Source organism: Methylophilus sp. VKM B-3414 (genome assembly GCF_032248435.1).
GTDB lineage: Bacteria > Pseudomonadota > Gammaproteobacteria > Burkholderiales > Methylophilaceae > Methylophilus > Methylophilus glucosoxydans.
In genome coordinates, this window is sequence record NZ_JAVTLI010000003.1 from 501,328 (window position 1) to 528,019 (window position 26,692).

The 26,692-nt window shown below is 49.9% G+C and carries 21 protein-coding genes and 1 riboswitch; of the genes, 7 read left to right on the forward strand and 14 right to left on the reverse strand.

Annotation, left to right across the window (positions count from 1 at the left end):
* Nucleotides 1-7 precede the first annotated feature (7 nt).
* The 6 genes from uca to Q9292_RS04625 all read right to left on the reverse strand — a co-directional run bounded on the left by uca (nt 8) and on the right by Q9292_RS04625 (nt 7,873).
* Nucleotides 8-3,607, reverse strand: coding sequence for an urea carboxylase (uca, locus tag Q9292_RS04600; protein WP_313985320.1), 3,600 nt, complete (start codon nt 3,605-3,607; stop codon nt 8-10).
* 209 nt (nt 3,608-3,816) lie between these two features.
* Nucleotides 3,817-4,458 (reverse strand): urea amidolyase associated protein UAAP2, encoded by a 642-nt coding sequence (locus Q9292_RS04605; protein ID WP_409934467.1) that lies wholly within the window; start codon nt 4,456-4,458, stop codon nt 3,817-3,819.
* 7 nt (nt 4,459-4,465) lie between these two features.
* On the reverse strand, nt 4,466-5,194 hold the full coding sequence (locus Q9292_RS04610; RefSeq protein ID WP_313985323.1) for an urea amidolyase associated protein UAAP1: 729 nt from the start codon (nt 5,192-5,194) through the stop codon (nt 4,466-4,468).
* An 11-nt stretch (nt 5,195-5,205) separates the two neighbouring features.
* Nucleotides 5,206-5,988, reverse strand: coding sequence for an ABC transporter ATP-binding protein (locus tag Q9292_RS04615; RefSeq protein WP_313985326.1), 783 nt, complete (start codon nt 5,986-5,988; stop codon nt 5,206-5,208).
* Nucleotides 5,985-6,800 (reverse strand): ABC transporter permease, encoded by an 816-nt coding sequence (locus tag Q9292_RS04620; protein WP_313985328.1) that lies wholly within the window; start codon nt 6,798-6,800, stop codon nt 5,985-5,987. The genes Q9292_RS04615 and Q9292_RS04620 overlap by 4 nt, the downstream gene beginning before the upstream one ends.
* An 11-nt stretch (nt 6,801-6,811) precedes the next feature.
* Entirely contained in the window at nt 6,812-7,873 is a 1,062-nt protein-coding gene (locus Q9292_RS04625) for a putative urea ABC transporter substrate-binding protein (protein ID WP_313985331.1), read from the reverse strand.
* 57 nt (nt 7,874-7,930) lie between these two features.
* Nucleotides 7,931-8,028: riboswitch (guanidine-I (ykkC/yxkD leader) on the reverse strand.
* Between the two features lie 764 nt (nt 8,029-8,792).
* Here Q9292_RS04625 and Q9292_RS04630 point away from each other — a divergent pair.
* From Q9292_RS04630 to Q9292_RS04645, 4 genes are all read left to right on the forward strand, one after another.
* Nucleotides 8,793-9,290 (forward strand): sigma-70 family RNA polymerase sigma factor, encoded by a 498-nt coding sequence (locus Q9292_RS04630; RefSeq protein ID WP_313985334.1) that lies wholly within the window; start codon nt 8,793-8,795, stop codon nt 9,288-9,290.
* Nucleotides 9,291-9,292: 2 nt separating this feature from the next.
* Nucleotides 9,293-10,252, forward strand: a complete 960-nt coding sequence (locus Q9292_RS04635) for a FecR domain-containing protein (RefSeq protein ID WP_313985337.1) — start codon at nt 9,293-9,295, stop codon at nt 10,250-10,252.
* Between the two features lie 76 nt (nt 10,253-10,328).
* On the forward strand, nt 10,329-12,749 hold the full coding sequence (locus tag Q9292_RS04640) for a TonB-dependent receptor (protein ID WP_313985339.1): 2,421 nt from the start codon (nt 10,329-10,331) through the stop codon (nt 12,747-12,749).
* Nucleotides 12,749-14,545 (forward strand): hypothetical protein, encoded by a 1,797-nt coding sequence (locus tag Q9292_RS04645; protein ID WP_313985342.1) that lies wholly within the window; start codon nt 12,749-12,751, stop codon nt 14,543-14,545. Before Q9292_RS04640 ends, Q9292_RS04645 begins: the two co-directional genes overlap by 1 nt.
* Before the next feature lie 59 nt (nt 14,546-14,604).
* Here the strand turns inward: Q9292_RS04645 and Q9292_RS04650 are convergent, their stop codons facing one another.
* The 4 genes from Q9292_RS04650 to dapF all read right to left on the reverse strand — a co-directional run bounded on the left by Q9292_RS04650 (nt 14,605) and on the right by dapF (nt 17,960).
* Nucleotides 14,605-15,186: a superoxide dismutase gene (locus tag Q9292_RS04650; protein ID WP_194748789.1), complete on the reverse strand. Its 582-nt coding sequence runs from the start codon at nt 15,184-15,186 to the stop codon at nt 14,605-14,607.
* Nucleotides 15,187-15,370: 184 nt separating this feature from the next.
* On the reverse strand, nt 15,371-16,252 hold the full coding sequence (xerC, locus tag Q9292_RS04655) for a tyrosine recombinase XerC (RefSeq protein ID WP_275357680.1): 882 nt from the start codon (nt 16,250-16,252) through the stop codon (nt 15,371-15,373).
* Between the two features lie 189 nt (nt 16,253-16,441).
* Complete coding sequence (locus Q9292_RS04660) at nt 16,442-17,095, reverse strand: DUF484 family protein (protein WP_194748787.1); 654 nt, start codon at nt 17,093-17,095, stop codon at nt 16,442-16,444.
* 34 nt (nt 17,096-17,129) lie between these two features.
* Entirely contained in the window at nt 17,130-17,960 is an 831-nt protein-coding gene (dapF, locus tag Q9292_RS04665; RefSeq protein ID WP_194748786.1) for a diaminopimelate epimerase, read from the reverse strand.
* A gap of 165 nt (nt 17,961-18,125) precedes the next feature.
* Between dapF and metK the strand changes: the two genes are divergently transcribed.
* Complete coding sequence (gene metK, locus Q9292_RS04670; protein WP_313985349.1) at nt 18,126-19,289, forward strand: methionine adenosyltransferase; 1,164 nt, start codon at nt 18,126-18,128, stop codon at nt 19,287-19,289.
* 113 nt (nt 19,290-19,402) lie between these two features.
* Nucleotides 19,403-20,656 carry an HD-GYP domain-containing protein gene (locus Q9292_RS04675; protein ID WP_313985352.1) on the forward strand — a complete coding sequence of 418 codons (1,254 nt, stop codon included), beginning with the start codon at nt 19,403-19,405 and terminating at the stop codon, nt 20,654-20,656.
* 49 nt (nt 20,657-20,705) lie between these two features.
* On the opposite strand, the gene topA is transcribed toward Q9292_RS04675, so the two are convergent.
* From topA to Q9292_RS04695, 4 genes are all read right to left on the reverse strand, one after another.
* Nucleotides 20,706-23,258, reverse strand: coding sequence for a type I DNA topoisomerase (gene topA, locus Q9292_RS04680; protein ID WP_194748783.1), 2,553 nt, complete (start codon nt 23,256-23,258; stop codon nt 20,706-20,708).
* A 111-nt stretch (nt 23,259-23,369) separates the two neighbouring features.
* The gene (gene ttcA, locus Q9292_RS04685; protein WP_275357675.1) at nt 23,370-24,311 is read right to left on the reverse strand and encodes a tRNA 2-thiocytidine(32) synthetase TtcA; all 942 of its coding nucleotides are present in this window, start codon (nt 24,309-24,311) and stop codon (nt 23,370-23,372) included.
* Between the two features lie 68 nt (nt 24,312-24,379).
* Nucleotides 24,380-24,700, reverse strand: coding sequence for a hypothetical protein (locus tag Q9292_RS04690; protein WP_313985358.1), 321 nt, complete (start codon nt 24,698-24,700; stop codon nt 24,380-24,382).
* Nucleotides 24,701-24,707: 7 nt separating this feature from the next.
* Nucleotides 24,708-25,460: a pteridine reductase gene (locus Q9292_RS04695; RefSeq protein ID WP_313985361.1), complete on the reverse strand. Its 753-nt coding sequence runs from the start codon at nt 25,458-25,460 to the stop codon at nt 24,708-24,710.
* 40 nt (nt 25,461-25,500) lie between these two features.
* Between Q9292_RS04695 and Q9292_RS04700 the strand changes: the two genes are divergently transcribed.
* A complete protein-coding gene (locus Q9292_RS04700; RefSeq protein ID WP_313985364.1) occupies nt 25,501-26,670 on the forward strand; it encodes a class I SAM-dependent methyltransferase in 1,170 nt (389 codons plus the stop codon).
* The last annotated feature ends 22 nt before the right edge of the window (nt 26,671-26,692 follow it).

Here is a 26,692-nt window from a genome sequence, read left to right on the forward strand (position 1 = left end):
ATGTCCTTTAAGCTTCGTTAATCACGACCACACACTGCCCGGCTTTGACTGGTGAGCCAGGGGAGACCCGTATCTCTGCCACGACACCATCGACAGGTGCTTGGATTTCAATTTCCATTTTCATGGATTCAAGAATGATTAAAGATTCACCAGCGGTCACCTGTTGCCCAATCTGCACAACGACTTGCCACAAATTGCCGGCAATGTGACTTTCCACGCCGACCTGACCCTCGGCCAATGCGGATTCTTCAGTGTCACTGGCTAACTGTTCATCTATTTCAAAATTTGCCTGCCCAGTGTCAATCCAGCGCTGACGCTCCGCATCGAATGCCTTTTTTTGATGGGTTCTGAACGCTTGAATCGATGATGCTTCCCGCGCCAAGAAGGACTGATATTGCGAAAGATTGAGGCTGGTCTCTTCAATCTTTAATGGATAGCGACCGAGTGGAAAATCACGCCGGATGACAAGTAATTCTTCGGCCGACACGGGGTAAAAGCGAATCTGGTCAAAGAAATTCAATAACCATGGCTTTCCTTCAAACGCAGCTACCTTTTTATAGCGACTCCACATTTGCAGGGTGCGACCCACAAACTGGTAACCCCCTGGGCCCTCCATACCGTAAACGCACATGTAAGCGCCGCCAATGCCGACGGAGTTCTCGGCCGTCCAGGTTCTGGCCGGGTTGTATTTGGTAGTGACTAATCTGTGCCTTGGATCCAAAGGGGTCGCGACTGGTGCGCCAAGGTAAACATCACCCAGCCCCATGACCAGGTAACTGGCGTCAAAAACGATTTCCTGCACTTTTTGAATATCCGGCAATTCATTAATGCGGCGGATAAACTCCAGGTTGCTCGGGCACCAAGGCGCATTTTTACGCACGGTGGTCATATATTTTTCGATCGCCAATTGGCAAGCGGGATCGTCCCAGGACAATGGCAAATGCACTACCCTGGATGGCACGGTAATGTCTTGCGTTGAACTGAGTTTGCCCCAAATTTCTTGGATCAACGCCAATAATGTTTTTAATGGCAGCTGTTCAGGCTGGTAATGCACTTGCAAGGAGCGTATGCCAGGGGTGAGGTCAATAATGCCGGCAGGGTTGCTTTGTTCGATGGCTTGCATCAATGCATGTGCTTTGAATCGTAAGACAAGGTCTAGCTCAGGCGCGCCGATCTCAATCAACAAGTGCGTATCGCCGGATAGTCTTGCGACGAGCTTGGCATCCTTTTCCCCAATTTCCAGCACGATAGGCGACTGCAGTTCTGCCGCCTGCCAAGATGCAGTGATTGGACTCAGGCCTGCGATTTGTTGCTGTTGTTCTTTAAAAGCCTGTCTGGCGGTGGCGATGGTCACCGGGATAAAGCGAACTTTGTCTCCTGCCTTCAGTTGTCCCAGGTGCCATAAATCTGCTTCAATCATCGTCACCGGGCAGACAAAGCCGCCCAGGCTGGGCCCATCAGGCCCGAGAATCACCGGCATGTCACCGGTGAAATCAACCGCACCTATCGCATAGGGATTATCGTGAATATTGGAAGGGTGTAAACCCGCTTCACCCCCGCTTTCTCGGACCCATTCAGGTTTCGGTCCAATCAGGCGAACGCCGGTCCTGCTGGAGTTGAAATGTACTTCCCAATCTGTGCTTAAAAACTGTTCGATGTAGCGCTGGGTGAAATATTCCGGGGCGCCATGCGGGCCATAAATGACTCGGATCTGCCTGGTCTCAGCAAGGGGGGGGTAGAGGTCTGGCGGTAGCGCGATGCCCGCAGCAGCATCCTCTAATGCTGGCAGGTGGATGACATCCCCGGCCCTTAAAGCGCGCCCCGCATGCCCGCCGAATTGGCCCAGCGTAAACGTACTTTTACTGCCCAAATATTCAGGAATCTCCAGGCCGCCCCTGAAAAGCAAATAGCTGCGGGCGCCTGTTTCGGCAATTTTGCCTAAGGTTAACGTTGACCCTCGCTTGATGTGGAGAGAGACATGTTGTGGCGCCTGCTCGCCATCCACTTTTACCGGGATGTTTGCACCCGTGATAGCGACAACGGCATCCGTATTGAAGCGCAAGGTGGGACCACTCATGGTGATTTCCAATCCGGCGGCACGTTCTTCGTTCCCCAGCAAACGATTCCCCAAACGGAAAGCAAGGCTATCCATTGGGCCTGAGGGTGGAACACCGACGGCCCAATATCCCTGGCGACCAGGATAATCCTGAATGGTGGTTTGCGTGCCCGGAACAAGGACTTCAAATGTGTGAGATTGATAGGCTAAACACTCAAGGCAGCGCGTCCAGGGATGGCCTTCTGAAAATGGCTGGTCGGATAATATTTGTCTGAGGTAGTCACGGTTGGTCTCTACGCCGTATAGCACGGTCTCTGCGAGCGCGTCATCCAGACGCTTTCTGGCCTCCTCCCTGGTGGCTGACCAGCTAATCACTTTTGCAATCATGGGGTCAAAATAGGGCGGCACTTCACACCCTGCCTCAACCCATGTGTCTACACGCAATGCTTTTCCATCCGCGTGAGGAAACGCAACATTGGTCAACAAACCAGGGCTGGGTTGAAAGTCTTTTCCCGGATCTTCGGCATACAGGCGGGCTTGTATTGCGTGGCCATGGGGTTGCAGTGTTTGGCGAATGTCTGACAAAGGCGGTAAATCGCCAGCCGCCAATTCAATCATCCAACGCACCAGGTCAACGCCCCATACTTGCTCGGTAACACCATGCTCTACCTGTAAGCGGGTATTCACTTCGAGGAAATAAAATTGCTCGGCAAGGCTGTCATACACAAATTCTACGGTGCCAGCACTGCGGTAATTAACCGCTTTTGCTAATTTAATCGCCGCTTCACATAGCGCCTGCGCCATGCCGTCCGGCAAATTGGGCGCCGGGGTTTCTTCTAATACTTTTTGGTTTCTGCGCTGCACAGAGCAATCACGCACCCCCAAGGCAATGACCTCGCCTTTGCCATCCCCAAACACCTGAACCTCTAAGTGTCTGGCGCGTTCAATGTATTTTTCAATAAATACACCAGAGTCACTAAAGTTGTTCTGTCCCAGGCGCCTCACGGCTTCAAACGCTTCGGCAAGGTCGCGTTCGTTCCAGCATACGCGCATGCCTATGCCACCACCACCTGCGGTACTTTTCAGCATGACCGGGTAACCTACCTGCTTGGCTGCAGCGGTCGCCTCGTGCACGCTCTCCAACAACTCAGTGCCCTCCAGCATGGGCACCTGATGGGCTTTTGCAATGGCCCTTGCCGTGTGCTTAAGCCCGAAAACGCGTAATTGTTCCGGGGTTGGGCCAATAAAGGCGATGCCTGCTTGTTCGCAGGCTTCTGCGAACGCTGCATTCTCAGATAAAAAACCATACCCAGGATGAATGGCAGTCGCCCCTGTGGTTTTTGCGACTTCAAGTATTCGCGCTACATTGAGATAAGTATTTGCAGCCGGGCCTTCACCTAGGCTAATCGCCTCGTCGGCCTGCTGAATATGTAAGCTGGCAATATCCGATTCTGAATAAACCGCCACCCCTTTCACGTTCAGGGCTTTTAGGGTGCGGAGGATGCGGCAAGCAATTGCCCCTCGATTTGCAATCAGTAGTTTATTGAACATACAAATGATCTTCTGAGGGCGGGTCGTCCCGCATATACGAAACCACGCTGAGGTCGTCCACAGCGGGATCCACTGGCTAGGTGATCGTTTGGGTAGCCGGCGTGACTTGCTAAAAGCGCGCTATTTGGAAAAGTCTGCTCTTGCAACCATTCCTTGATAGAGCGTCGTGAGCATTTTTCTAAAGACACTGGGCATACTTTTTTTAAGCCTTAATTCCATACAAACACCTCCGCTTGGGTTGGGTTCCATCCATTACATGGGTTGTTAAGTTGTGGGCAATTCGAGATCAACACAATTAGATCCTGGTGCGCTTTTAATTCCACATATTTGCCTGGCGCTGAAATGCCATCTGCAAAGGTCAAGCCGCCTTCTTGAGTGACCGGAACATTCATAAAGAAGTTAATGTTTGCGCCAATATCCCGCTTGTTCAATCTGCCATCATGTAAACATGCGCACATGAAATTGTCTCTGCAACTATGCATATAGCGCTTGTCGAGTGAATAACGCACGGTGTTGCTTTCCTGAGCGCATGCGCCTCCCAGCGTGTCGTGGCGACCGCAGGTATCTGCCACAATCGTGGCTAATGGATTGCCCAGATTTGAGTACAGCGTTGTACCCGTCGTCAGGTAAACCTTGTTCTGATTGCGCATGGTCCGTTGCGCGTCATAACGCTCTCTTGGATTGCTCGCGCTATAAAAAAGGGTATCCACGGCCTGGTTACCTTCACTGTCTAACAGCCTGAATGTCTGTCCTGCTTTGACTTCAAACAAGTAAGGTTCGCCTGCCGGAATGACATGGTGGAAAAAGGCGTTTTCAGCAACTAATTGGCTTGAGATGATGTTCATATTCATTCTTTCCTCACAGGTAGAAGCGTTCAGTGTTATGAAAAGCTCTACCGTTTTCCGGTCGAGACTGTCGACACACTTCACTGATACTTTCAGTCTCTGCTTTGCGCCATGACAGTTGTACTGGGCGTGGGTGGTATTCAGGATTGGGATCCAATGGATGTTGAATGGCGGTCAGAATCACCAAGGTATCCATCGGGGCATACAACTCCACGTAATTGCCTGCACAAGAATGGTTGGGCTCAAAGAACAGGGATCCCTCCTCATCCACGGTCACTTTGCTAAAAAAGTTGACGACCATGAGCAAGTCTTGAAGATCAAGGTTCCATTTACCCATCTCCACCAAAAGATTGTCGGTACCATTTCGATAGAAATTATTTCTGAGTTCCTGATAGCGGCCAACGCCATATTTCGTTTTAACTTCTTGAGCGTTTAATACCCCGCCCAAACTGTCATGCCAACCGCATGTGTCCTCTGTGATGGCGGCGAGTACTCTCCCCATGTCCGAGTAAAAGCAATGTCCTTTTGTGAGCTTGGCAGTGTGTTGCGCTTTTAAGGTGTCTGGTAAGTTCAGTCGCTCGCTGTGTTGATGTGCATTCAACATCATGAGGCTGACATTGGCGTGACCTTCGACGTCGGTCATGCGCAAAACCTGATCTTTTTTCAGGATGAAGGAGGTGTGACCGCCCCCTGGAACAAACTCTTCATAGAGGATGTTGGATGTATTTGTATCGTTTTTCATGGGTAAACCTTTTAATTCGTTTGATTAAGCACATGGGTGGGCAATGTCGCCACCTGTGCTTGTTGCTGGCGTCTGTCTTGATTGAGCTTGATGTCGTAGGTGATACGCGCACCGTAGGCTTTGGGCGCATGTGGATCGACTCTCACCTTATCAAATACCATCAATCGGGTGCCCAAATGAAAGCCCTCAGACAAGTCATGGGTGACCATGAAGACCGTCAATTTTGTCTCTTTGCATAGCTCTAACATGAGTGCATGCATATCTTTGCGAATGCCAGGATCCAGCGCGCCAAAGGGTTCGTCCAGCAACAGGATGCGAGGTTGAGCAATCAATGCCTGCGCGATGGCGAGGCGTTGCTGCATGCCGCCCGATAGCGCAGAAGGGTATTGATGTAAATGGTGATCTAGCCCGACACGGGTGAGTATTTGCGTGGCCCTCAGTCTTGCTTCTTTCTTTTTAGCTCCCCACAGGCGCCCCCAAAAAGGCGATGCCGAAAACTCCATACCTATGACTACATTTTCCAGAACCGTCAGGTGCGGGAACACCGAGTATTTTTGGAATACCACCCCGCGGGATGGGTCTGGCTCTGCCGGAAGTTTTTGCCCATCCAAAAGAATCTCACCTTTGGTGGGGGTCTCCTGCCCCAGTAGCATGCGCAGGAATGTAGATTTTCCGCATCCGGAAGCGCCTACCAGCGTGCAAAACTCGCCTTCTTCAACCTTCAGATTCAGGCCTTCTAAAACGACATGGTCTCCGTAGCTTCGCCACACATTCTTAAACTCTATAAAACTCATGCGTCCGCTCCTTCAGCCCAAGGAAAGCAGACTTGGTGCAGTTTTTTGAGGGCGTAATCTGTCAGCCAAGCCAGCAAGGTGATCCACAAAACATAGGGCAAGATCACATCCATCGCGAGATATCTACGCACTAGAAAGATGCGATATCCCAAGCCTTCTGTGGATGAGATGGCTTCCGCAGAAATCAGAAACAACCAGGCTGAACCCATCAGTAAGCGCAGGGAAGTCATCAATCTTGCCAGTAATTGCGGTAGTACCACCCGTATCATTAACGTCCATGAGTTAGCGCCTAAGGTCTGCGCTTTAATGATGATTTCCTTGGGCAATTCTCGTGCCCGTTGTTCCAGGTCGCGCGCCAGCATGGGCGTGAGTCCGATCACAATCAGCATGACTTTAGAGAGCTCATCCAGGCCAAACACGATAAACAGGATGGGAAGAATCGCCAGCGGCGGCACCATGGAGATGATCGCGACCAAGGGGGAGAGTGATGCCCGTAACAACGGGATCGACCCTAATAAAATACCGAGCGTTAACCCAAGCGATGCAACAATGGCTAAGCTCATCCCTAGTCGCTTCAAACTGGACAAAGTGTCATCCAGCATCAGAAAGGTCCCAGTGGAGGGATCTTCTGTAAAGGCCATCAGCTTCAGGGCTTCCCACATCTGAGAAACACTAGGCAGGAGCTTGTCCTCTGGATTTTCAACCAGGCGAAGATGTGAGTTCACCAAATACACAACAATGATCAAGATCATTGGTATTGCGGCAAGCATCCATCTCGTCCCCCGGCTGGGGTGTTGATTAATTAATCTCATGATTGACCTGTTTAGAGCTTGCCATCAACCGCCATTTGCAGATACGTGTCAGTGAATCTGAGCTTGATATTTTTGCTATTACCGGTGACGACGCCGTTGGGATATTCAATGCCAATGGCGGTTGCGGATTTTGCTGCAGGCCCTAGCAATCCATTCTCGAAAGAAAAACTAGAGACCTTTTGCATCACCGTTGGCAGTTTCGCGTCCCTGACAAAGGCCAGTGAGGCAGCAGGTTCATAAAACAGGGCTGTGGTGGAAATTTGCTGCATGTATGAATCCAGGGTTGTGCCAGAGTGCTTTGCCATGTATTGCAACGCCTCTTTATCTTTTGCTTTCATGAGTGCCATCACTTCAAACCATGCGCCCGTTAAAGCTTTCCCTAGCGAGGGGTTTTTTCGTAAAGTGTCTGTATTGACGACCATCAAGTCGATGATTTCGCCAGGAATCTGGCTGGAGGTGAATGCCTTTGAGGTATTTGGCAGCGCGGCCAACTCAGAGAGTTGAGGGTTCCAGGTTGCCATGGCTTTGACTGACGGCGTGCTAAAGGCGGCGACAACATCTGCATCTGAGACATTGACTAACTTCAAGTCCTTCTGGGCGAGTCCGGCCTGTTCCAGGGCTCTCGCCAGTAAGTAATGCGATACAGAATATTGAACTAAATGTACGCTTTGCCCCTTGAGGTCCTTGATCTGTTTATTCGCACCCTTAATGACAATACCGTCGTTACCATTTGAATAGTCGCCGACAATTAATGCGGTGGAGTCAACGCCACCCGCCGCTGGCACAACCAATGCATCCAGATTGGCCATACTGCAACCATCAAATTGCCCCGCAGTGTATTGATTAATGGACTCAGCATAATCGTTCAACTGAGTGACTTTAATCGTGATGCCGTATTTCTTTGCCCATTTGGCGACGATGCCTTTTGCTTGCGCATAATCCCATGGCATCCATCCAGCATAAATGGTCCAGCAAATATTGAATTGTTTTTTTGAGTCAGCAGCGAATGCTGTGGTATTGAACAGAGAAAAGCAAAGCAGTGTCAGTGCGATTGTAAAGCGTCGAACTAGCATAGGAGAACTCCAAGTAAATTATTCGGCAAGGGAGCAGCTAACATTCAAAATGTTGCTATCTCCCGGGCTTTTATCCCGCCGTGTAACCTCTTGGAGGTCGTCAGCTCTCGGACCAGCACTCACTCACGTAAGTCGGAACCCTAGCCAACCATTAGGTAATGCAGCGTTCATACCTGCTGCCCCACATGACTAAACTAGCAACTAACATGCCAGTCAGTAAATCCTTGTTTTAAATGGATTTTATATAAAATTGATCAATATTTATGCACTTTGATAGTGCGTTAAGTCCAAGTTTGGGCGTGATTAAAATCGTGCAATACGATAAAAATGCAATCATTCACTTGTAAATGACAGAGAAAATACTTTCAGAGAGAGTCAGCCTCACCTCACAAAGGCATGATTACTAAGCGTCTCTATTCAAACTGATCAACCAGGAAAAAATAAAGCCCCAGAAGGTCCGGGGCTTTAGCGCAGGTGTTTGGTATCACCAAACAACGCTTTTAATATACAGGTTAATGTTTGCGACTTTTAGTTTATTGTCGCCAACGACTATTTAACGTTAATTAATACGTAACTCACCAGTCCAGTTTTATTGGGTTTAGAGATTTAGAAAAATAGACAAGCTTTGATAAATGCGTAATTTTTGTCAGTGTGCCTCACAAGACACTATCAGTTCAAAAAATTAATACGTAATTTAACCCGCCTTTTGAATCCTAAGTGTAACGATAATCTGCCTTAAAAAGGTTGATAGCAGCCACCTTCCAGAAGTTTATTTTATGCTTTCAGCCGATTTTTAATCGCAATCAAATTTTTATCTTGCCAAATCAATAGATTAGCTTATTGGAATGATTTGTGCCTTTAAATGATTATGCTCCTAGTCATGATTCATTATTTTTCATAATCATAGGGCGTTTAGAAAATGAGTCATTCGTCAACTACTTTAGTGTCAAAACTGTATACCGACCACCATCACTGGATTTTGTCTTATCTAAAAAAGCGTCTCAGAAATGTAGAAGATGCTTATGATTTAACCAACGATACCTTCTTGAAGTTAATTTTGAAGGGCGACATAAATAAGATTATCGAGCCACGCGCTTTTTTAACCAATCTTGCCCATGGCTTAATGGTTAATCATTTCAGGCGGAAAGAGATTGAGTCTAAGTATCTGGAATTCTTAAGCCAACATTCTGAAGAATTTCATGATTCGGTGGAAACCCGGACGATTATTTTAGAAACCTTATACCAAATTGATTTAATCCTGGATGGACTGGAACAAAAAGTGAAGAAGGCTTTTCTGCTGTCACAACTGGAAGGCATGGCTCACGGTGCCATTGCGAATGAAATGCAAGTGTCAGTGAGTAGTGTGCGGAAATATATTTCAACAGCATTACTACATCTGATGCAGCATAAAAATTAAATATGCGCTCCCATGAAGATGTCGTTGCGGAAGCAGTGAATTGGTATGTACTGCTTTCATCCGAGCATGTGACTGACGCAGAGCGGCAGGCATGGGATCGGTGGATGTATGAATCCGATATGCATCGGCAAGCTTGGGAAGACATTAAACGCAAGCTCTCCATCTTCGAGGGGATTCCATCCAATCTTGGCGTTGAGGTACTTAGCCGACCACCAATTAAAGTGAATCCTCAGCGTAGAGAGGCTATCAAAGCGCTGGGATTACTTGCCGCTGTGTTATTGCCAACCGGATATGTGTTCAAAGAGGCTTTGTTTGGACAGATTAATGATGGCTATTCTACTGACGTTGGAGAGCGAAAAAATATTACCCTCAAGGATGGCACCAACCTTGTCTTGAACACTAAAACAGCGGTCACGATTCATTCTTCTCGTCACACAATGATGGTTCAATTGCATCATGGTGAGGTGTTGGTGTCGACTTCCAAGTCAGATCAAAAAACGCAAGTATTGATGATTGAAACCGGTCATGGTCGGATTCTTCCATTGGGTACTGCATTTAATGTTCGGCGATTTGATCAATTCTCACGTGTATCCCTTTTTGAGGGCGTGCTCAAGCTAGCCCCCCAACAAAGTGGTGAACACGTTTTCATCCATCCTCAGCAAGAAATTGACATGTATTCCAGTAGTGTTGTTTTCAGGCGCCGGTTAAGTGTCTTATCCCCCTCTTGGCAGAGCGGTTATCTGGAGTTGGATAATATGCCGCTCAAGTATTTTGCCGAAGAAATGGAAAGATACCGTTACGGAATTATAAAATGCCACAGAGATATTGAGCAGTTGATGATTTCAGGGTCATTTTCGGTAGATGATGTCGACGCTTCATTACGCAGTCTGGCCCACACATTTCCAGTCAGAATTCAGCGCTACACACGTTTTTTGATAATGATCCTGCCTCTTAATCAGTAAATTTTTATAAATGTATTGTCACTTTTGAGTTTTCGATTGGCATAGCTAATGAGAACAATATTTTCAGGAGTGCAATATGTTATTTACCCATTCAAATCTTCTTCCATTAAAACCAAGCAAAAAGCGCCGCTTGCATTTGATGGTTGCCGCTTCCTTGGTGTTGACTCAGTCCTGGCATACGTCATTGATCGCCGCTGAAAACACCGTCGCAGAAACTACAAAAAAATCTTACAACATCAGTGCTGGTCCGTTAGGGGCGGCGCTATCTGCGTATGCCGCGCAGGCCGGTGTACTGCTGTCATTTGATCCTCAGTTAACTCAAAACAAGCAGACGATGGGACTCAATGGCGCTTACAGTCTGCATCAGGGGTTCGATGTTTTGCTTCAAGGCAGCGGCCTGTCGGTCATGCAAATTGAAACCAATAGTTTTTTACTCAAAAAAACGGTTAGACAGTCGGAAGAAAATGTATCTGTTTTACCCGAAGTCCAGGTGACTGATAAATTCATCATTGATGAGCCTGGTCAGCAGTTTTTGCAGAAGGAGTCTTCAACTGCATCCAGAATTCCGCTCGAAATTAAGGAGTCTCCAGTTTCAGTCACTGTCATACCAAAGAAAATCATGGATCAGCAAGCGGTGAGAGTGCTTGCTGATGTGGCTAAAAATATTGCCTCAATTAATCAGGAAAGTTTTAATGCAGGACGACAAGCTGCACTTCGGTCGCGAGGTTTTCTGCTGGACGACGAAACAGGTTATTTTGTCGATGGGCAGCCGTTGTATGGTTTGCTTGATCAGCCAGTTGAACTGTTGGACCGGGTGGAGTTTTTGCGGGGCCCCGCATCCATTCAGTATGGACGCGCACAACCTGGTGGTGTGGTTAACTTGATCCGTAAAAGACCAACACAAGAGAGGTTTACATCGTTTAAGGTGAGCAAGGGCAGTTATGACTACAATCACATGCAATTGGACGCAGGGGGACGTGTCCCGGATTATGAGCATATTGGCTACAGGATTAACGTCGCGAGGGAGCGCAGTGACAGCTTTAGAGATAATGTTTATTTAGATCGAGATGTGCTTGGCTTGGTCTTGGATGCGCAAGTGACTGATAATTTAAAAGTCACTTTGCTTGCCGACTATGTCAATCGTGACACGCCTTGGGATAATGGCCAGTTTTATTATCGTGGTGCCGTGAATGATGTGCCGAGAAGCCGTTACTTTGAGCTGCCATGGGGCAGTCAATCTTCCGTCAATACCACATTGGGGTATGAGGTAGACTGGAAATTGAACGATCAATGGAAGCTCAAACATCAGTATACCTATCAGGATTATTTTATTGATCGACATCAATCTAACAAATCCGCGCCCAATGTTGTGACGGGTAATTTCAATGTGACCGAGCAACGCTCGACCCAGGATGTGGATGCCCGCTCTTATATCTTTGATTTGATCGGGGATAATACAATTTGGGGCATGCGGCACAGAACGGTTTTTGGCTATCAGCGCGTCGATCTGGAGCGTACTATCCACTCGCAAAGCGGGACTGGCAATGTCTATGCATCCAATATTTTTAACCCGGCCACTTTTGTACGCAGACCTCTTCCAATGGTTGCCTTACCTACCCAAGAAAATAACAATTTATTTCAGGGGGTATATGCTGAGGATTTTATAGGGCTGACCTCCAAGCTTAACCTGATGATTGGCGGGCGTTATGACCGGTTCAGTCAAGGTTCAAAATTCCCAGCAACAGGAGCGGCAAGTGACACCGTCAGGAACAGTGACTTTACTCCCCGTGCAGGCCTCCTTTACACACCTTTCGAGCCAGTCACCTTGTATGCCAGCTATAGCCGTGCATTCAATCCAAATGGTCGTGTGGGCCCAACCTTTGCCAATGCCGGACAGGTGCTTGATCCCCAAACCGGTAAGCAATATGAGGCTGGTATTAAAACAATGTGGCTGGATAACAAACTGGCCATCAATGCCGCCGTGTATGAGTTAACCCGTGGCAATTTAACGTTTACCGATGTCTCTACCAACACCGTGACGCTGGTAGGCGAGGTACAAAGTAAAGGCTTTGAACTGGAAGCGATTGGCGAAGTGGCGGATGGCTGGAATATCATGGCCTCTTATGCCTATCTTGATTCCGAAATCAAAGAGGGCACCAACAAGGGCAACGCGCTGAACCAAGCACCTTCCAATGCGTTCAAGGTGTGGACTTCCTATGATTTCACCAGCGGACCATTCAGGAATTTATCCATCTACGGCGGCGCATTCAGCCAAAGTGAGGTGTTTGGTGACCCGGCCAATACCTTCAAATTAAGTGGTTATACCCGTTACGATATAGGCGCCAGTTACAAACACAATCTGGGTAACCATAAAGCAATTTGGCGTTTTAATGCAGAAAATATCACCGATAAAGTCTATTACTTCGGCAATGGTGCGCAATCCATCTTCCCTGGCATGCCAGCCAATGCCAGGGTGAGCCTGGAGGTGCTGTTTTGATGTTTGGTAAAACACTATTTTTGGTTTTGATGCTGGCCTGGCATCCAGCCTTCGCAGCAGAAGGCCCTGTTCCCGTGATTAACTTTGAGCTGATTGCCGATGCCAGCACGATATTCTCGGGGGAAGGGGGCAAGTTTAAAGAGTTTGCAACCGCGCCCGTGGTTGATGGTGACGCCATATTCTTTTCTGCCACACGTGACAACGGATTAACCGGTATTTTTAAAAGCAGGCTGGGCAATATCGATATGCTGGTCAGTTCTCTGGATGATATCCCCGGAGGCGTGGGCAAATTCATTAGTTTTGAAGGCGCACCGATGGGCGTGGGTGATCAACTGGTTTTTCGTGGAGTAGGAACAGATCATCAACAAGGCATTTACCACTATGCAGCAGGCAAGATTAGCAAGATTGTTGACCTCAACACCCTGATGCCCCATAGCGAAATCAGGTTTACCGCTTTCAAGCGCCCGGTCTTCGATGGCAGGACAGTCGTATTTGTAGGCCGGGGCGACGTCAAGGAGAAGAAAGAAACGCACCAATATCAGGGTGCTTATCAATACGATATTCAAACAGGGCAGCTCAGTGTTGTTGCAGACTGGACAACAAAAATCCCGCATCAGTTGCGCTATTTTGGCGCAATGGATGATGTGACAGTCAGCCATGATCGCGTGTTGTTGACTGCTTCAGACCAGCTTGGGAAAACCGGGATCTACGTCAAACAAAGTGGTGCGATTCTTCCTCTAATCGACGCTTCAACCCCTATCCCCGATGCACCTAACGCAACCTTTCAGGGCCTGAATGACGGGACTGTAGACCGCTCTTATGCGACGCAAAACTATGCGTTCAAAACGGCATCCAAAGACAATACCTTAAACGGCATGTATGCATGGATAGACAGTAAACTCTACACGTTAGCGGATAACAAGGCAGAAATGGCCGGTGGCTCGGTCAACTTCAGCAGCTTTAGCAAACCCAATATCTTTAAGGATCGGGTATTTTTTATTGGAAAAAATACCCAGGGACATGCGAGTATCTATGCCTGGAAGAAGGGAAGCCGCTTTCCCATCGTGCATCCTGAAATCAAGCTTTCCGGTAAAACCCCAAAAAGCTTTAATCTCAGTCTGGAGTCTGCAACATCCGATGGTCTGGCATTTCAGGTGGCATTTGAGGATGGTTCTAGCGCAATTTATAAAGCCCACTTAAGAGATCAAGTTGGCAAGGTGGTACTCTCTGACAGCTTACATGGCAACAGCCAAGGGCAGGTACAAGGCGGTCAGTTTGTTGATGGCGGGGGATGGACACTGCTCAATGATAATGACCGGATCGTCTGGAAAATCCCGCCGATGTCTTCTCATGGATTGCTTGAAGTCGATATCCGTAACTTTGATCCTCGAACACAATTGACGGCTAATAAAAATATTTTCCTTGGGTTATGGGGCAACCTTTTTAACAATCACGAGCGGATGAATCTGCCGGAAACAGACAATTGGGAACTCAGGGTAGGCAAAGCGCATGCGCAGTTCAAGATCGAATATCACGCCCGAGGGTTTGGGAAAGCCAAAGAATGGGTGCCCTTTGATGGACCGTTTGACCCGCAGCATACCTATCGTTTCCGGGTGGAATGGCATGATGGCAAAGTGACGACCTGGATCGACGACAAGGTATTACACTTTGAAGGTTTGCAGTATGAGCCTGTAGATAAATTCAATTATCTGCACATAGGCACCAGTAGTCATTTTGGCGGTGCAGGCACGAGAGGGCCTGTCTATTCAAATGTGCGGATAGTATCGTTTGATTAAGTAAGATAAAAAAACCTCAAGCGACAGGCTTGAGGTTTTTTGTCTTTTAGGCGTATCGCTTACGCAAAGTTCTTCGCGGCAAATTCCCAGTTCACCAGGTGATTGAGGAATGTTTCCACAAACTTAGGACGGGCATTGCGGTGGTCGATGTAGTAGGCGTGTTCCCAAACGTCGATGGTCAACAATGCAGTGTCGCCTGTGGTCAATGGGGTGCCCGCGGCGCCCATGTTAACGATGTCTACAGAACCGTCGGCTTTTTTCACCAACCAGGTCCAGCCTGAACCAAAGTTGCCGACTGCTGAAGCTTGGAAGGCTTTTTTGAACTCTTCATAAGAGCCCCATTTGGCATTGATGGCTGCAGCCAATGCACCGGTTGGCTCGCCGCCACCGTTGGGTGACAGGCAGTTCCAGAAGAAGGTATGGTTCCAGATTTGTGCAGAGTTGTTGTAGATGCCAGCAGAAGATTTTTTCACAATCTCTTCCAGGCTGGCATTTTCAAACTCGGTGCCTTTGATCAGGTTGTTGAGGTTGGTGACGTAGGCTTGGTGGTGTTTGCCATAGTGATAGTCAAAAGTTTCTTCAGACATGTGTGGGGCTAATGCATTTTTTGCAAAAGGCAATGCTGGTAAGACGTGTTCCATGGAATTTCCTTTTTTAGGTTTGATTGAAATAACTGCCTGTCATGACTAAACGCAGGCGATGTGACTTTAGAGTCACGAGACTGGTAGAAAGTTTACCAATTTAGTAGGGTTATTTTGCCACAATTTATGCACTTGCAAAACCATGTGAGGACTAGGGTAAAAGCTAGGCCATTGATTCAGCCATTTATTTTTTTTTGGCACGCGGGTGTGCAGCGTCATACACTTTGCTCAAGTGCTGAAAATCCAGATGGGTATACACCTGGGTAGTGCTGATATTGGCGTGCCCGAGCATTTCTTGAACGGCCCGTAAATCGCCACTACTTTGCAGCACATGACTGGCAAAGCTGTGACGCAGCATATGGGGATGCACATGGCTATGTAGGCCCTGCTTGATGGCCCAGTCACTGATGCGCTTTTGGATGCTGCGACCGTTGAGGCGGCGGCCTTGCTGGCTAATGAAGACCGCGGGTTGCTGTGGCTGTTTGAGCAGCCACAGTGGCCGCTGGGCCAACCAGGCCTTCAGTGCAGCAACGGCTTTGCTCCCCAGCGGGACCATCCGTGTTTTATTGCCTTTGCCGATGACGGTGACCATGCCTTCGTTTAAATCCAGCCGGTCCAGATTGAGGCCGACCAGTTCGCTCAGTCGCAAGCCTGAGGAGTAGAACAGTTCCAGCATGGCGCGGTCGCGCACAACGATGGCGGTATCGCCCTCCAGTTCGACCAGTTTGATGGTTTGCTCGATAGATAACGCGTGTGGCAGCGTTTTGGCGGCTTTGGGTGCGCGCAAGCCGATGACCGGATTGGAGGGGAATTGGTGATGCAGGACCAGATAACGGAAGAAGCCACGCCAGCTGGAGAGCATACGTGCGATGCTGCGGCCACTCAGGCCTTGGCTGTGCAGGGTGGCGATGCTCCGACGGATGTGTTGCGGGGTGATCGATTGTAGCGTTTGCCCGTGTTGCGCGAGCAGTTGTTCGAGGTCACGCTGGTAGTTGTTGCGGGTGTGTTCACTGAGACCGCGCTCGAAATGCAGAAAATCGAGATAGTCATCTAGCAATTCATGCATGCGAGTATCCGCAGTACTTTAAAGATGAGTGGGCGGCAGCCAGTGCCCGCAGCAGTTGGAGTGACCATGCTTGTTCATGCGGACTCTGGGTCACAGCTAACGCTGCAATCTGGCCGCGTTGCCATGGTTGATTTACGCTGACAATTGCCGCAAGAAGATCCCTCTTGGCGGAAACCTCAGCGGGGGCTTTCATACGATATAGCGTGCCAGCGAGGCGCTGACCAGTTCACCAATGCGGTTAAGGAACAGGGTGCCCATGCCCGCATAAAAGCGGCTGCGTTGCTCGCTGGGGATGGCCATCAAACCAAACGTCACTTCCTGGTAGCGCATCGGAATCACGGCCAGCGAAGCCGGAGTTTCACTAAACCAGCCAGCAATATCCATGGTCGGCAGCGTGCCACAGTAAGGTTGGCTCAAGTCTTTGGCCCAGTTTTTGAGCGAGTCTTCTGCCGCAATAAACAGGCTGTCTGGCGCATGGGCGTCATTGGCCCATAGTTTGAGTTGCGTATTTGGCAACTGAAACTGGCTGGACAAAAACTCGACCAGATGCGCATGCAAGGCCGGCACGTCTTTGGCATACAGTAAGCCTAAAGTCAGCTCGTGCACCTTGTTGGCCGTGGTTTCGTTTTCTTCAGCAGTCAGGATCAGCTCGGTAAATCTAGACTCCAGGACTCGGATTTTGTCACGTTGTGCAATTTGCTGACGTTCTGCCAGTGAAATGGTGCCTTTGCCATGTGGGCTGGGCAGGAACAGCTCTGCCAGTAAGTGGGCATGACGCTCAAAGAAATCAGGATGTGCTTTGAGGTAATGCTTGATGTCATTTTCGTTGATGCTTTCTTCCATGATACTGCTGTTCTTTATCTTAAAGTTCTTTGTTTTAAATTTCAATTTCGCCGTCAAATACAATCTCTGCCGGCCCGGTCATCAAGACGGGCGACTCTCCGCCTGCCCATTGGATGGTGAGGATGCCGCCACGGGTATGGACTTTGATCGGGCTTTGTAGTGTACCCAGTTGGATGCCACTGACGGCTGCCGCGCAGGCGCCAGTGCCGCAAGCCAGCGTTTCACCACTGCCGCGTTCATAGACACGCAAATTGATCTCATGCTCGTTCAGGACCTGCATAAAACCCGCATTCACGCGTTGCGGAAATTGAGGATGCGATTCTATTTGCGGACCAAGGCTGGCGACTTCGGCCGTATGCACATTGTCTACCAGCATGACTGCATGCGGGTTGCCCATGGATACTGCGCTGACTGTGATGGTTTCGCTCGCCAATGGCAATTCATAAGTGGTTGCTTGTTGCTCAGCCTCAAATGGGATCTGCGCGGGTGTAAAACGAGGCGCGCCCATATTCACGGTGACTTGTCCGTCTTCTTGTAATTTGAGCGTAATCACGCCACTGGCGGTTTCGACCTTGATTTCGTGTTTGTCTGTGAGCCCTTTATCCACGACAAATCGCACAAAACACCTGGCCCCATTGCCGCATTGCTCAACTTCGCCACCATCCGCATTAAAAATGCGGTAACGAAAGTCCACGTCAGGCGTGGTCGTCGACTCGACCATCAATAACTGGTCGCAACCCACGCCAAAATAGCGGTTGGCGATGTGCTGGATTTGGGCATGGGAGAGGTTGACGGGTGCGCGAGTCGCATCAATGACGACAAAGTCATTGCCGGCGCCCTGCATTTTGGTGAATCTTAATTTCATAGCTCAAGATAATACCTTATCGCGCCGTTGAAGGCATCTATGGACATTATATTTATTCCTAGTTGTTTTTAAACTCGGGTAGAATCAGCCATCCCACGATTTGTGGCGGGCTTTAGCCTTTAGTCCGCTGCTTTTATTAACTTTATACTTTTCAAGGCGTCAAACATGAGTGAATATCTTTTTACTTCGGAATCCGTTTCCGAAGGTCATCCTGACAAACTGGCCGATCAAGTTTCTGACAGCATTCTCGATGCCATTCTCGCCCAAGATCCGACAGCACGTGTGGCGGCGGAAACTCTGGCAAATACTGGTTTGATTGTGTTGGCTGGTGAGATTACAACCACAGCGAATGTGGATTACATCAAAGTGGCCCGGGATGCGGTCAAACGTATCGGCTACGACAATACCGATTACGGCATTGACTACAAAGGTTGTGCGGTACTGGTGGCTTATGACAAACAGTCCCCGGACATTGCGCAAGGCGTCGATAACGCCAATGATGATCCTCTGGATCAGGGCGCGGGTGATCAGGGTCTGATGTTTGGTTATGCCGTGAACGAAACGCCTCAACTGATGCCTTTGCCCATCTGGTTGAGTCACCGTGTCATGGAGCGTCAATCGCAATTGCGTAAAGATGGCCGCTTGCCTTGGCTGCGTCCGGATGCCAAATCACAAGTCACTATCCAGTATGTCGATGGCAAACCGCATAAAATTGACACCGTGCTGGTGTCTACCCAGCATGCCCCCGAGATGAATTTAGAAGCTATTCGTGAAGCTGTCATTGAAGAAATTATCAAACCGACCTTGCCCGCAGAATTGATCAAAGGCGAGATCAAGTATCTGGTCAATCCGACCGGTCGTTTTGTCATAGGCGGCCCGCAAGGTGATTGCGGCCTCACTGGCCGAAAAATTATTGTGGATACCTATGGCGGTGCTGCACCCCATGGTGGCGGCGCATTCTCAGGCAAAGATCCTTCCAAAGTCGACCGCTCAGCCGCTTATGCAGGTCGTTATGTCGCCAAAAACATTGTGGCTGCAGGCTTGGCAGATAAGTGTCTGGTACAGGTGAGCTATGCGATTGGCGTGGCGCAACCGACCTCTATCATGGTCGAGACCTATGGTACCGGCAAGGTGTCTGATGAACGTCTGACACAATTGGTACGCGAGCATTTTGACTTGCGTCCAAAAGGCATTGTCAAAATGTTGGACCTGTTGCGACCTATTTACAGCAAAACAGCAGCATATGGTCACTTTGGCCGCGATGAACCTGAGTTCAGCTGGGAAAATACCGACAAGGCGGCAGCACTGCGCGCGGCGGCAGGATTGTAAACAACATTCACGTAAAAGTAATTTTGAAGAGGGCATTTGCCCTCTTTTTTTATGGCTTTTTGACCTGGATCAATTGTAAAATTGTTAGCAGTTGTATGGGGGTTGTAAACGGGATGCTTAAAACAATTAAAGTGAAGGAAGTGCGCCTAGGCATGTACATTCATGAGCTCAAGGGGCAGTGGATGGATCATCCATTTTGGCGCAGCAAGTTTGTGCTCAAAGACCCTGAAGACTTGCAAAAACTCCTTGCCAGCCGCATCCAAGAGGTAGTGATTGATATCAGCCAGGGCCTGGATGTTGCTAAGGCCAAAAAAACCTTATCCGAGCCCCCTCCGCAGCCAGCCTTGTCCGATAAGGAGCTGGTCATGCTTGAGCTGGATGGTCCGGCACCTTCCCCACCGCCCGCCTCACCTGATCCGAATAGACACACCCCGACCACGATTGAGGCTGAGCGAGAGCAAGCGGTTAAGATCATTGCTTCTTCGCGCAAAGCCATTAACTCAATGTTTCAGGATTTGCGCCTGGGTAAAGCAATAGAGGCGGAAGCAGTGATGCCCATCGTGGAAGAAATTTCTGCCTCTGTTACGCGTAATTCGCATGCGCTGATTAGTCTTGTACGGCTAAAAACGGTAGATGATTACACGTATATGCACTCGGTGGCGGTATGCGCACTGATGGCGGCCCTGGCAAAAGAGCTCAAGCTTTCTGATGCAGAGATCCGTAAAGCCGGATTGGCCGGATTAATGCATGATATGGGCAAAGCTGCGATTCCGCTGGATATTTTGAATAAACCTGGCGCACTCTCTGATCAGGAGTTTGATATCGTCCGCCAGCATCCGCAGTTGGGCTACGATATGTTGCTTAAAGCGAATGTTGCCGATGAAGTCACGCTCGATGTTTGTTTGCATCATCATGAGAAAGTGGACGGAAGCGGCTATCCCAAGCGACTGTCTGGAGACCACATTAGTATTTTTGCCAAGATGGGCGCTATTTGTGACGTGTATGACGCCGTTACGTCGACCCGTTCATATAAACCGGCTTGGGAGCCGGGTATGGCACTCAAACGTATGGCCAGTTGGGCCGGGCATTTTGATCCGGTCATCTTTAAGGCTTTCGTCAAGAGCTTGGGTATTTATCCTGTGGGGACTGTGGTAATTTTGAAGTCTGGCCGTTTGGCTGTCGTGGTCAGGCAATCGCCTGACAGTTTACTCAAGCCGGTCGTGAAGGTGTTTTTCTCCACAAAATCCAAAACGCGTATTCCCGTGGTTGAATTAGATTTATCCAAGGGAATGGATGAGATTGTAGGCAATGAGTCCGCTGCAGCCTGGGGCGTAGACAACATTGATCATTTATGGACGAATCATTAGTCCTCGCCATCGCAGCAACAATAAATAAAGGGAGCTTAGCTCCCTTTATTTATTCTGCTTCGGTTTTTTTTGTGCGTTTGCTGGTGGTTGTCTTGGTTGTTGTCTTTTTGGCAGGCGCTTTTTTAGCTGTCGTTTTTTTACCAGTTTTAGTGCCGCCGTCTTTCGCTGCTTTTTCGGCCAATAACTCTAGCGCTTGCTCAACGGTTAACTCTTCCGGCGTCACACTCTTTGGCAGTGTGGCGCGGATCCCGCTATGTTGTACATAAGGACCATAACGTCCTGAGAATACCTCAATACGCCCCTCGCCTGAAGGGTGCGCCCCCAAATCAGCCAGCGGTGCCGGGCCCCCGGCAGCCGCCAACAGTGCGACTGCGCCTTCCAGCGTAATGCTGAACACGCTTTCAGTTTTTGGGATGGACTTGAACTTGCCGTCGTGATTGACGTAGGGGCCAAAGCGGCCAATATTGGCGACGATTTTTTTACCGGTTTCCGGGTGTGCTCCTAGGTCCCGAGGCAGGCTGAGCAGCATGTGCGCCGTATCAATGTTGATCTGGCTGAGGGGAATCTCTTTGGGGATGCTGACGCGTTTTGGTTTTTTCTTTTCGCCTTCCACGGGCTGACCTACCTGCAAATAGGGGCCATAAGGGCCGTTCATCAGGTAAATGTCTTTTTGGGTTTCCGTGTCCTGACCGATGACGACCGGTTCGGCGGCGGCATTGGTTTCACCATCCAGGCTGCGTTTGTAATCACATTTGGGGGTGGCGTTGTAGCCGGTACAACCGATAAAGCTACCATAGCGGCTCAGTTGTTTCTGCAACTGGCGGCCACATTTGGGGCATTGTTCATCGATGAGCTCGTTGCCCGGACGTTCGACATCGGCCTTGACCTGAATCTGCTGGTTAAACCCTTGCCAGAACTTGTCCATGACGGGCACCCAGTCTAAATTCCCCTCTGCAATTTCATCGAGCTCGTTTTCGAGTTTGGCGGTAAAGTCATAATCCACATACTGGGTAAAGTGCTCGGTCAAAAACTTGTTGACGACACGACCTACGTCCGTAGGGGTAAAGCGTTTCTTATCCAGTAGCACATACTCGCGGTCTTGCAAGGTGGAGATAATGCTCGCATACGTCGAGGGGCGGCCAATACCGTATTCTTCCAGTGCTTTGACCAGGCTGGCCTCAGAGTAACGCGGCGGCGGCTCGGTAAAATGTTGCTCGCCATAAATACGCTCAACGTTCAGCACTTCGCCTGTTTCCAGGTGCGGTAGTTTGGCCTCGGCATCTTCGTCGTCTTTGTCGTCGTCCTTGCCTTCCATATAGACGGCAATAAAGCCAGGGAAGACCAGCGTTTGCCCACTGGCACGGAACAGATTAGCCTCGGAGCCGACGGCCAGATCAACACTGACCGCGTCATATTTGGCCTGTGTCATCTGACAAGCCAGCGTGCGCTTCCAGATCATTTCATACAGTTTGAACTGCTCGTCATTCAGATATTGACGCACACTGGCTGGCGTCCGTGTAATATCGGTTGGGCGGATCGCCTCGTGTGCCTCTTGGGCATTCTTGGCTTTGGTTTTGTACATGATGGGCGCTTTGGGCAGGTAGTCTGCGTCAAAATGCTTTTTCACGTAGTCGCGGATTTGCATGACTGCTTCAGTGGCCAGGCTGAATGAGTCGGTACGCATGTAGGTAATCAAACCGACGGTGCCGCTACCCACGTCTACCCCTTCATACAGTTGTTGTGCAACACGCATGGCGCGGCTGGTGGTAAAGCCCAGCTTGCGCACGGCCTCTTGTTGCAAGGTTGAAGTGGTGAATGGGGCGGCCGGACTCCGGCTGCGTTGTTTTTTCTCAACGCGGGTGACCGTTGTTTTGCCGGCAGACGCCAGCAGCAGTTTGCCGACGATATCGGCTTGCTGGTCATGATTGATGACGGTGAACTGTTCGACTTTTACCCCATTGAGCTGCACCAGCTTGGCTTCAAAACCATGCGCATGCTTGAGCGCACCCATATGGATGCTCCAGTATTCCTGACTGCTAAAGGCTTCGATTTCGAGCTCGCGTTCAACAATCAGGCGCAAGGCCGGGCTCTGCACGCGGCCAGCCGAGAGGCCGCGGCGGATCTTTTTCCATAGTAGGGGCGATAAATTAAAGCCAACCAGATAGTCCAGCGCGCGGCGCGCCTGCTGCGCATTGACCAGGTCCATCGAAATGTCGCGCGGATGATCAATCGCATACTTGACGGCGGTTTGCGTGATTTCGTTAAACTCAACGCGTTTGAGCAATTTGTTCTTGATCAGCTTTTTCTCGGCCAGAATCTCGGCAATATGCCAGGAGATGGCCTCGCCTTCGCGATCCGGGTCGGTTGCCAGATAAATGCTGTCTGCATTTTTGACTGCTTTGGCAATCGCATCTACATGCTTGCTGTTGCGGTCGATAATGCCGTACTTCATGGCAAACTGCTGAGTTGGATCGACGGCGCCATTTTTCGGAATCAGGTCTCGTACATGCCCGTAAGAGGCCAAGACTTCAAAGTCGCCGCCCAAATACTTTTTTAGGGTTTTGGCTTTGGAAGGGGATTCTACAATCAGTAGTTTGGACATTGCGTAGTCTGTTTAAGCGTTGGCTAGATAATAGCAAGCGTTGCAACGGCTAGACAACCTTCCATACAAGAAAGTGCCGTTTTATACACCTGCCATCCTCAAATAGTTGTTTTATTCTTCAGTGGACACCGCAACTGGAAACGGTTTGCGTGCAAAGGCAATATGTTTTTCGTCTTGCGTGGCAATGGTCAGTGCCATGTCGTTGCTCGAAAATTTCTCATGGTCAAACATGGGATCTTCATCCTCCTCTTTGGCCTGGCTCAAATGCTTGAAGTCATACAAGTCAAAATCTGCCAAGTGTGAGGGCTCCACATTACCAATGGCACGGAAAATATTATTGATGCGCCCGGGTTGTTCACGCTCCCAGTTGTTAAGCATGTCTTTTACCTTTTGCCGCTGCAAGTTTTCCTGGCTGCCGCACAAATCACACGGAATAATCGGAAACTGCATGCCGCGTGCATAAGCGGCAATGTCTTTTTCGGCACAATAGGCCAGCGGGCGGATCACCATGAATTCGCCACGGTTGGTCGCCAGCTTGGGCGGCATCGCCTTCATCTTGGCCCCGTAAAACATGTTTAAGAACAAGGTTTGCACAATGTCATCGCGATGGTGTCCCAGCGCAATCTTGTTGGCACCCAATTGCTGCGCCGTGGTGTAAATAATGCCACGACGCAGGCGTGAACACAGGCTGCAAGTGGTTTTACCCTCAGGGATTTTTTCCTTGACGATGGAATAGGTGTCGGCCTCGACGATGCGATATTCCACACCCAGTTTTTCAAAGTAGGCCGGCAGAATGTCGGCTGGAAAGCCCGGCTGCTTCTGGTCCAGATTCATCGCAATCAGTTTGAAGTTGATCGGCGCGCGTTCTTGCAGCGCCAGCAGAATCATGAGCATGGCATGGCTGTCTTTGCCCCCACTCATGCACACCAGCACGGTATCGCCTTCCTCAATCATGTTGTAGTCACCAATGGCTTTACCGGTGGCACTAATCAACTGGTTGCGCAGCTTTAAAAAATTCTGGCTGACATCGTCAGGGTAATGTTTGATCTTCATAGGCGCGCATTATAGCGGAAAGCCGGGCGTAAAAATGGTAAGTGTTTGATTATTTGAGGTGATTTTGTTTATTCCAGCGTAACATCTGCATCGCATCGCGTATCTGCAGCAATCCAGCGTCTGAATAATCGGCTGGCCGCACGGTTGAGCCTGGTCGGTAGCCAGCTTAAAAATTGCGCCGGCGCACTGACCATGCCGCAAAAATAACGTTTTTCAACTTTACTCCAGATCAGGGCGCGGCACGGGGTTTGATGCGGCCAGAGCAGGGTCAGACTCACCGGGCAGGGCTCGGCCGCACAACAGACACCACAGCCATTGCAGGCTGCACCCAATTCGGGTTTGGGGGGCGCAGCAGCATGGATAGTGATGGTCTGCTCTTTAATCCGCATCGCTAAGTTAAATACTTAAATGGCGGCCGCCATCCACGGCCAGCACATGGCCAGTGATAAACGGCGCGTCATACACCAGAAACTTGACCGCCTTGGCAATGTCATCCGGTTCGCCTGTGCGTTTAAGCAGGGTCTGGTTGACGACCTGTTGCCGGTAGGTTTCATCAAACTCCTGATTGTCTTCTGGCCACAACACTGGCCCAGGTGCGACCGCATTGACGCGTACATTAGGCGCCAACTCCTGCGCCAGCGATTTGGTCAGGTTGACCAGGCCGGCTTTTGCGGCACTGTAAATGATGTAATGCTTTTTGGGGCGCTCTATGTGCATATCCGTGATGTTGACGATGCATCCCTGGCTGGCGAACAGGGCATCGGCGGCGGCCTGGCTTAAAAATAAGGGTGCTTTAAGGTTGCTGCCGGTGAGTTCGTCCCATTGTGCTTCGCTAATGCCACCGAGGGGTGTCGCATAATAGCTGGAAGCGTTGTTAATCAGTGCATCGAGTCGGCCGAATTGGTGCAAGGTGGCTTGGATCAGTTTGGGTAAATCTGCCGTTTGCAGTAGGTTGGCCTGCATGATCGCTACACTGTCGGCACGCGTCTGGTTGAGCTCTGCTTGCAATGTTTCGGCTTCTTGCTGACTGGTGTGGTAGTGCAACATCACATTGGCCCCTTGCTGGTGCAAGGCGCGGGTGATGGCGGCGCCTACCCGCTTGGCACCGCCAGTAATCAATACCACTTTATTGTTAGGGCTGAATTTCACGTTGTACTCTTTTCTAAACGGCTCACATTATAATGATTGAATGACTGTTCAACCCACTTCTTCCCGCTTGCCTGTGCCGGATGCGCTGATGCAGGCGCACAGCGACGCCCTGCACCAACAGATCAAAGCGCATATTGAGCAACAAGGCGGCTGGATTTCCTTTGCGGATTACATGCAGCAAGCCTTGTATACGCCACACCTCGGATATTACAGCGGCGGCGGCAATAAGTTCGGTATAGGCGGCGATTTTGTGACTGCTCCCCAAATTTCGCCTCTCTTTGCGCAGGCCATCGCCAACCAGCTCGCCCCTGTGCTGTTAGAAACCGGGGGGGCTATTTTGGAGCTAGGCGCAGGCACCGGCAGATTGGCGCAAGGCTTGCTGCAAGCGCTGCATACCCAGCACCAGCTACTCCCACACTACTCTATCCTTGAGGTAAGTGCCAACTTACGGATGCGCCAGCAAGAAAGCTTGCAGGCAGGCTTGCCAGCCGAGCTTTATGCACGGGTGCAATGGCTGGATCGTTTGCCTGAACAATTCACGGGCGTGGTGATTGGCAATGAAGTGCTGGATGCGATCCCGGTACAGCTGGTGGAGTGGCATGGCGGCCGCTGGCTAGAGCGCGGGGTTGGCTATGAACATGGGTTTGTATGGCAAACGCGCCCTTTGCAAAATGAGGCAGGCGTCGCACACATCGACGCCGCTCAGTTGCCAGAAGGATATCTCACCGAAGTTAATCCTGCGGCACAAGGATTGATCGCCAGTCTAGCCGCGATGCTACAGCAAGGATTGATCTTGCTGCCTGATTACGGCTTCAGTGCCCGCGAGTACTATCACCCGCAGCGCAACCAGGGCACGCTGATGTGTCATTATCAGCACTATGCGCATGATGATCCGTTGCGGTATCCCGGCTTGCAAGACATCACCGCCCACGTCGATTTTACCGCCATGGCCGAAACGGCATTGGCACATGGACTCGATTGCGCGGGATACACCAATCAAGCCCAATTTTTGATCAATTGCGGCATTCTGCAATTGCTACAGCAGATCAATCCCGAAGACAGTGCCCATTATTTGCCGCAGGTGGCTGCGGTGCAAAAGCTGTTGTCACCGGCGGAGATGGGCGAACTATTCAAGGTATTGGCTTTGAGTAAAGGGATCTCGTTGCCATTGCTGGGCTTTTTGCAAGGGGATAAGCGGCATCAGCTTTAAGTTTGGGCTGGTCGATGGAGGC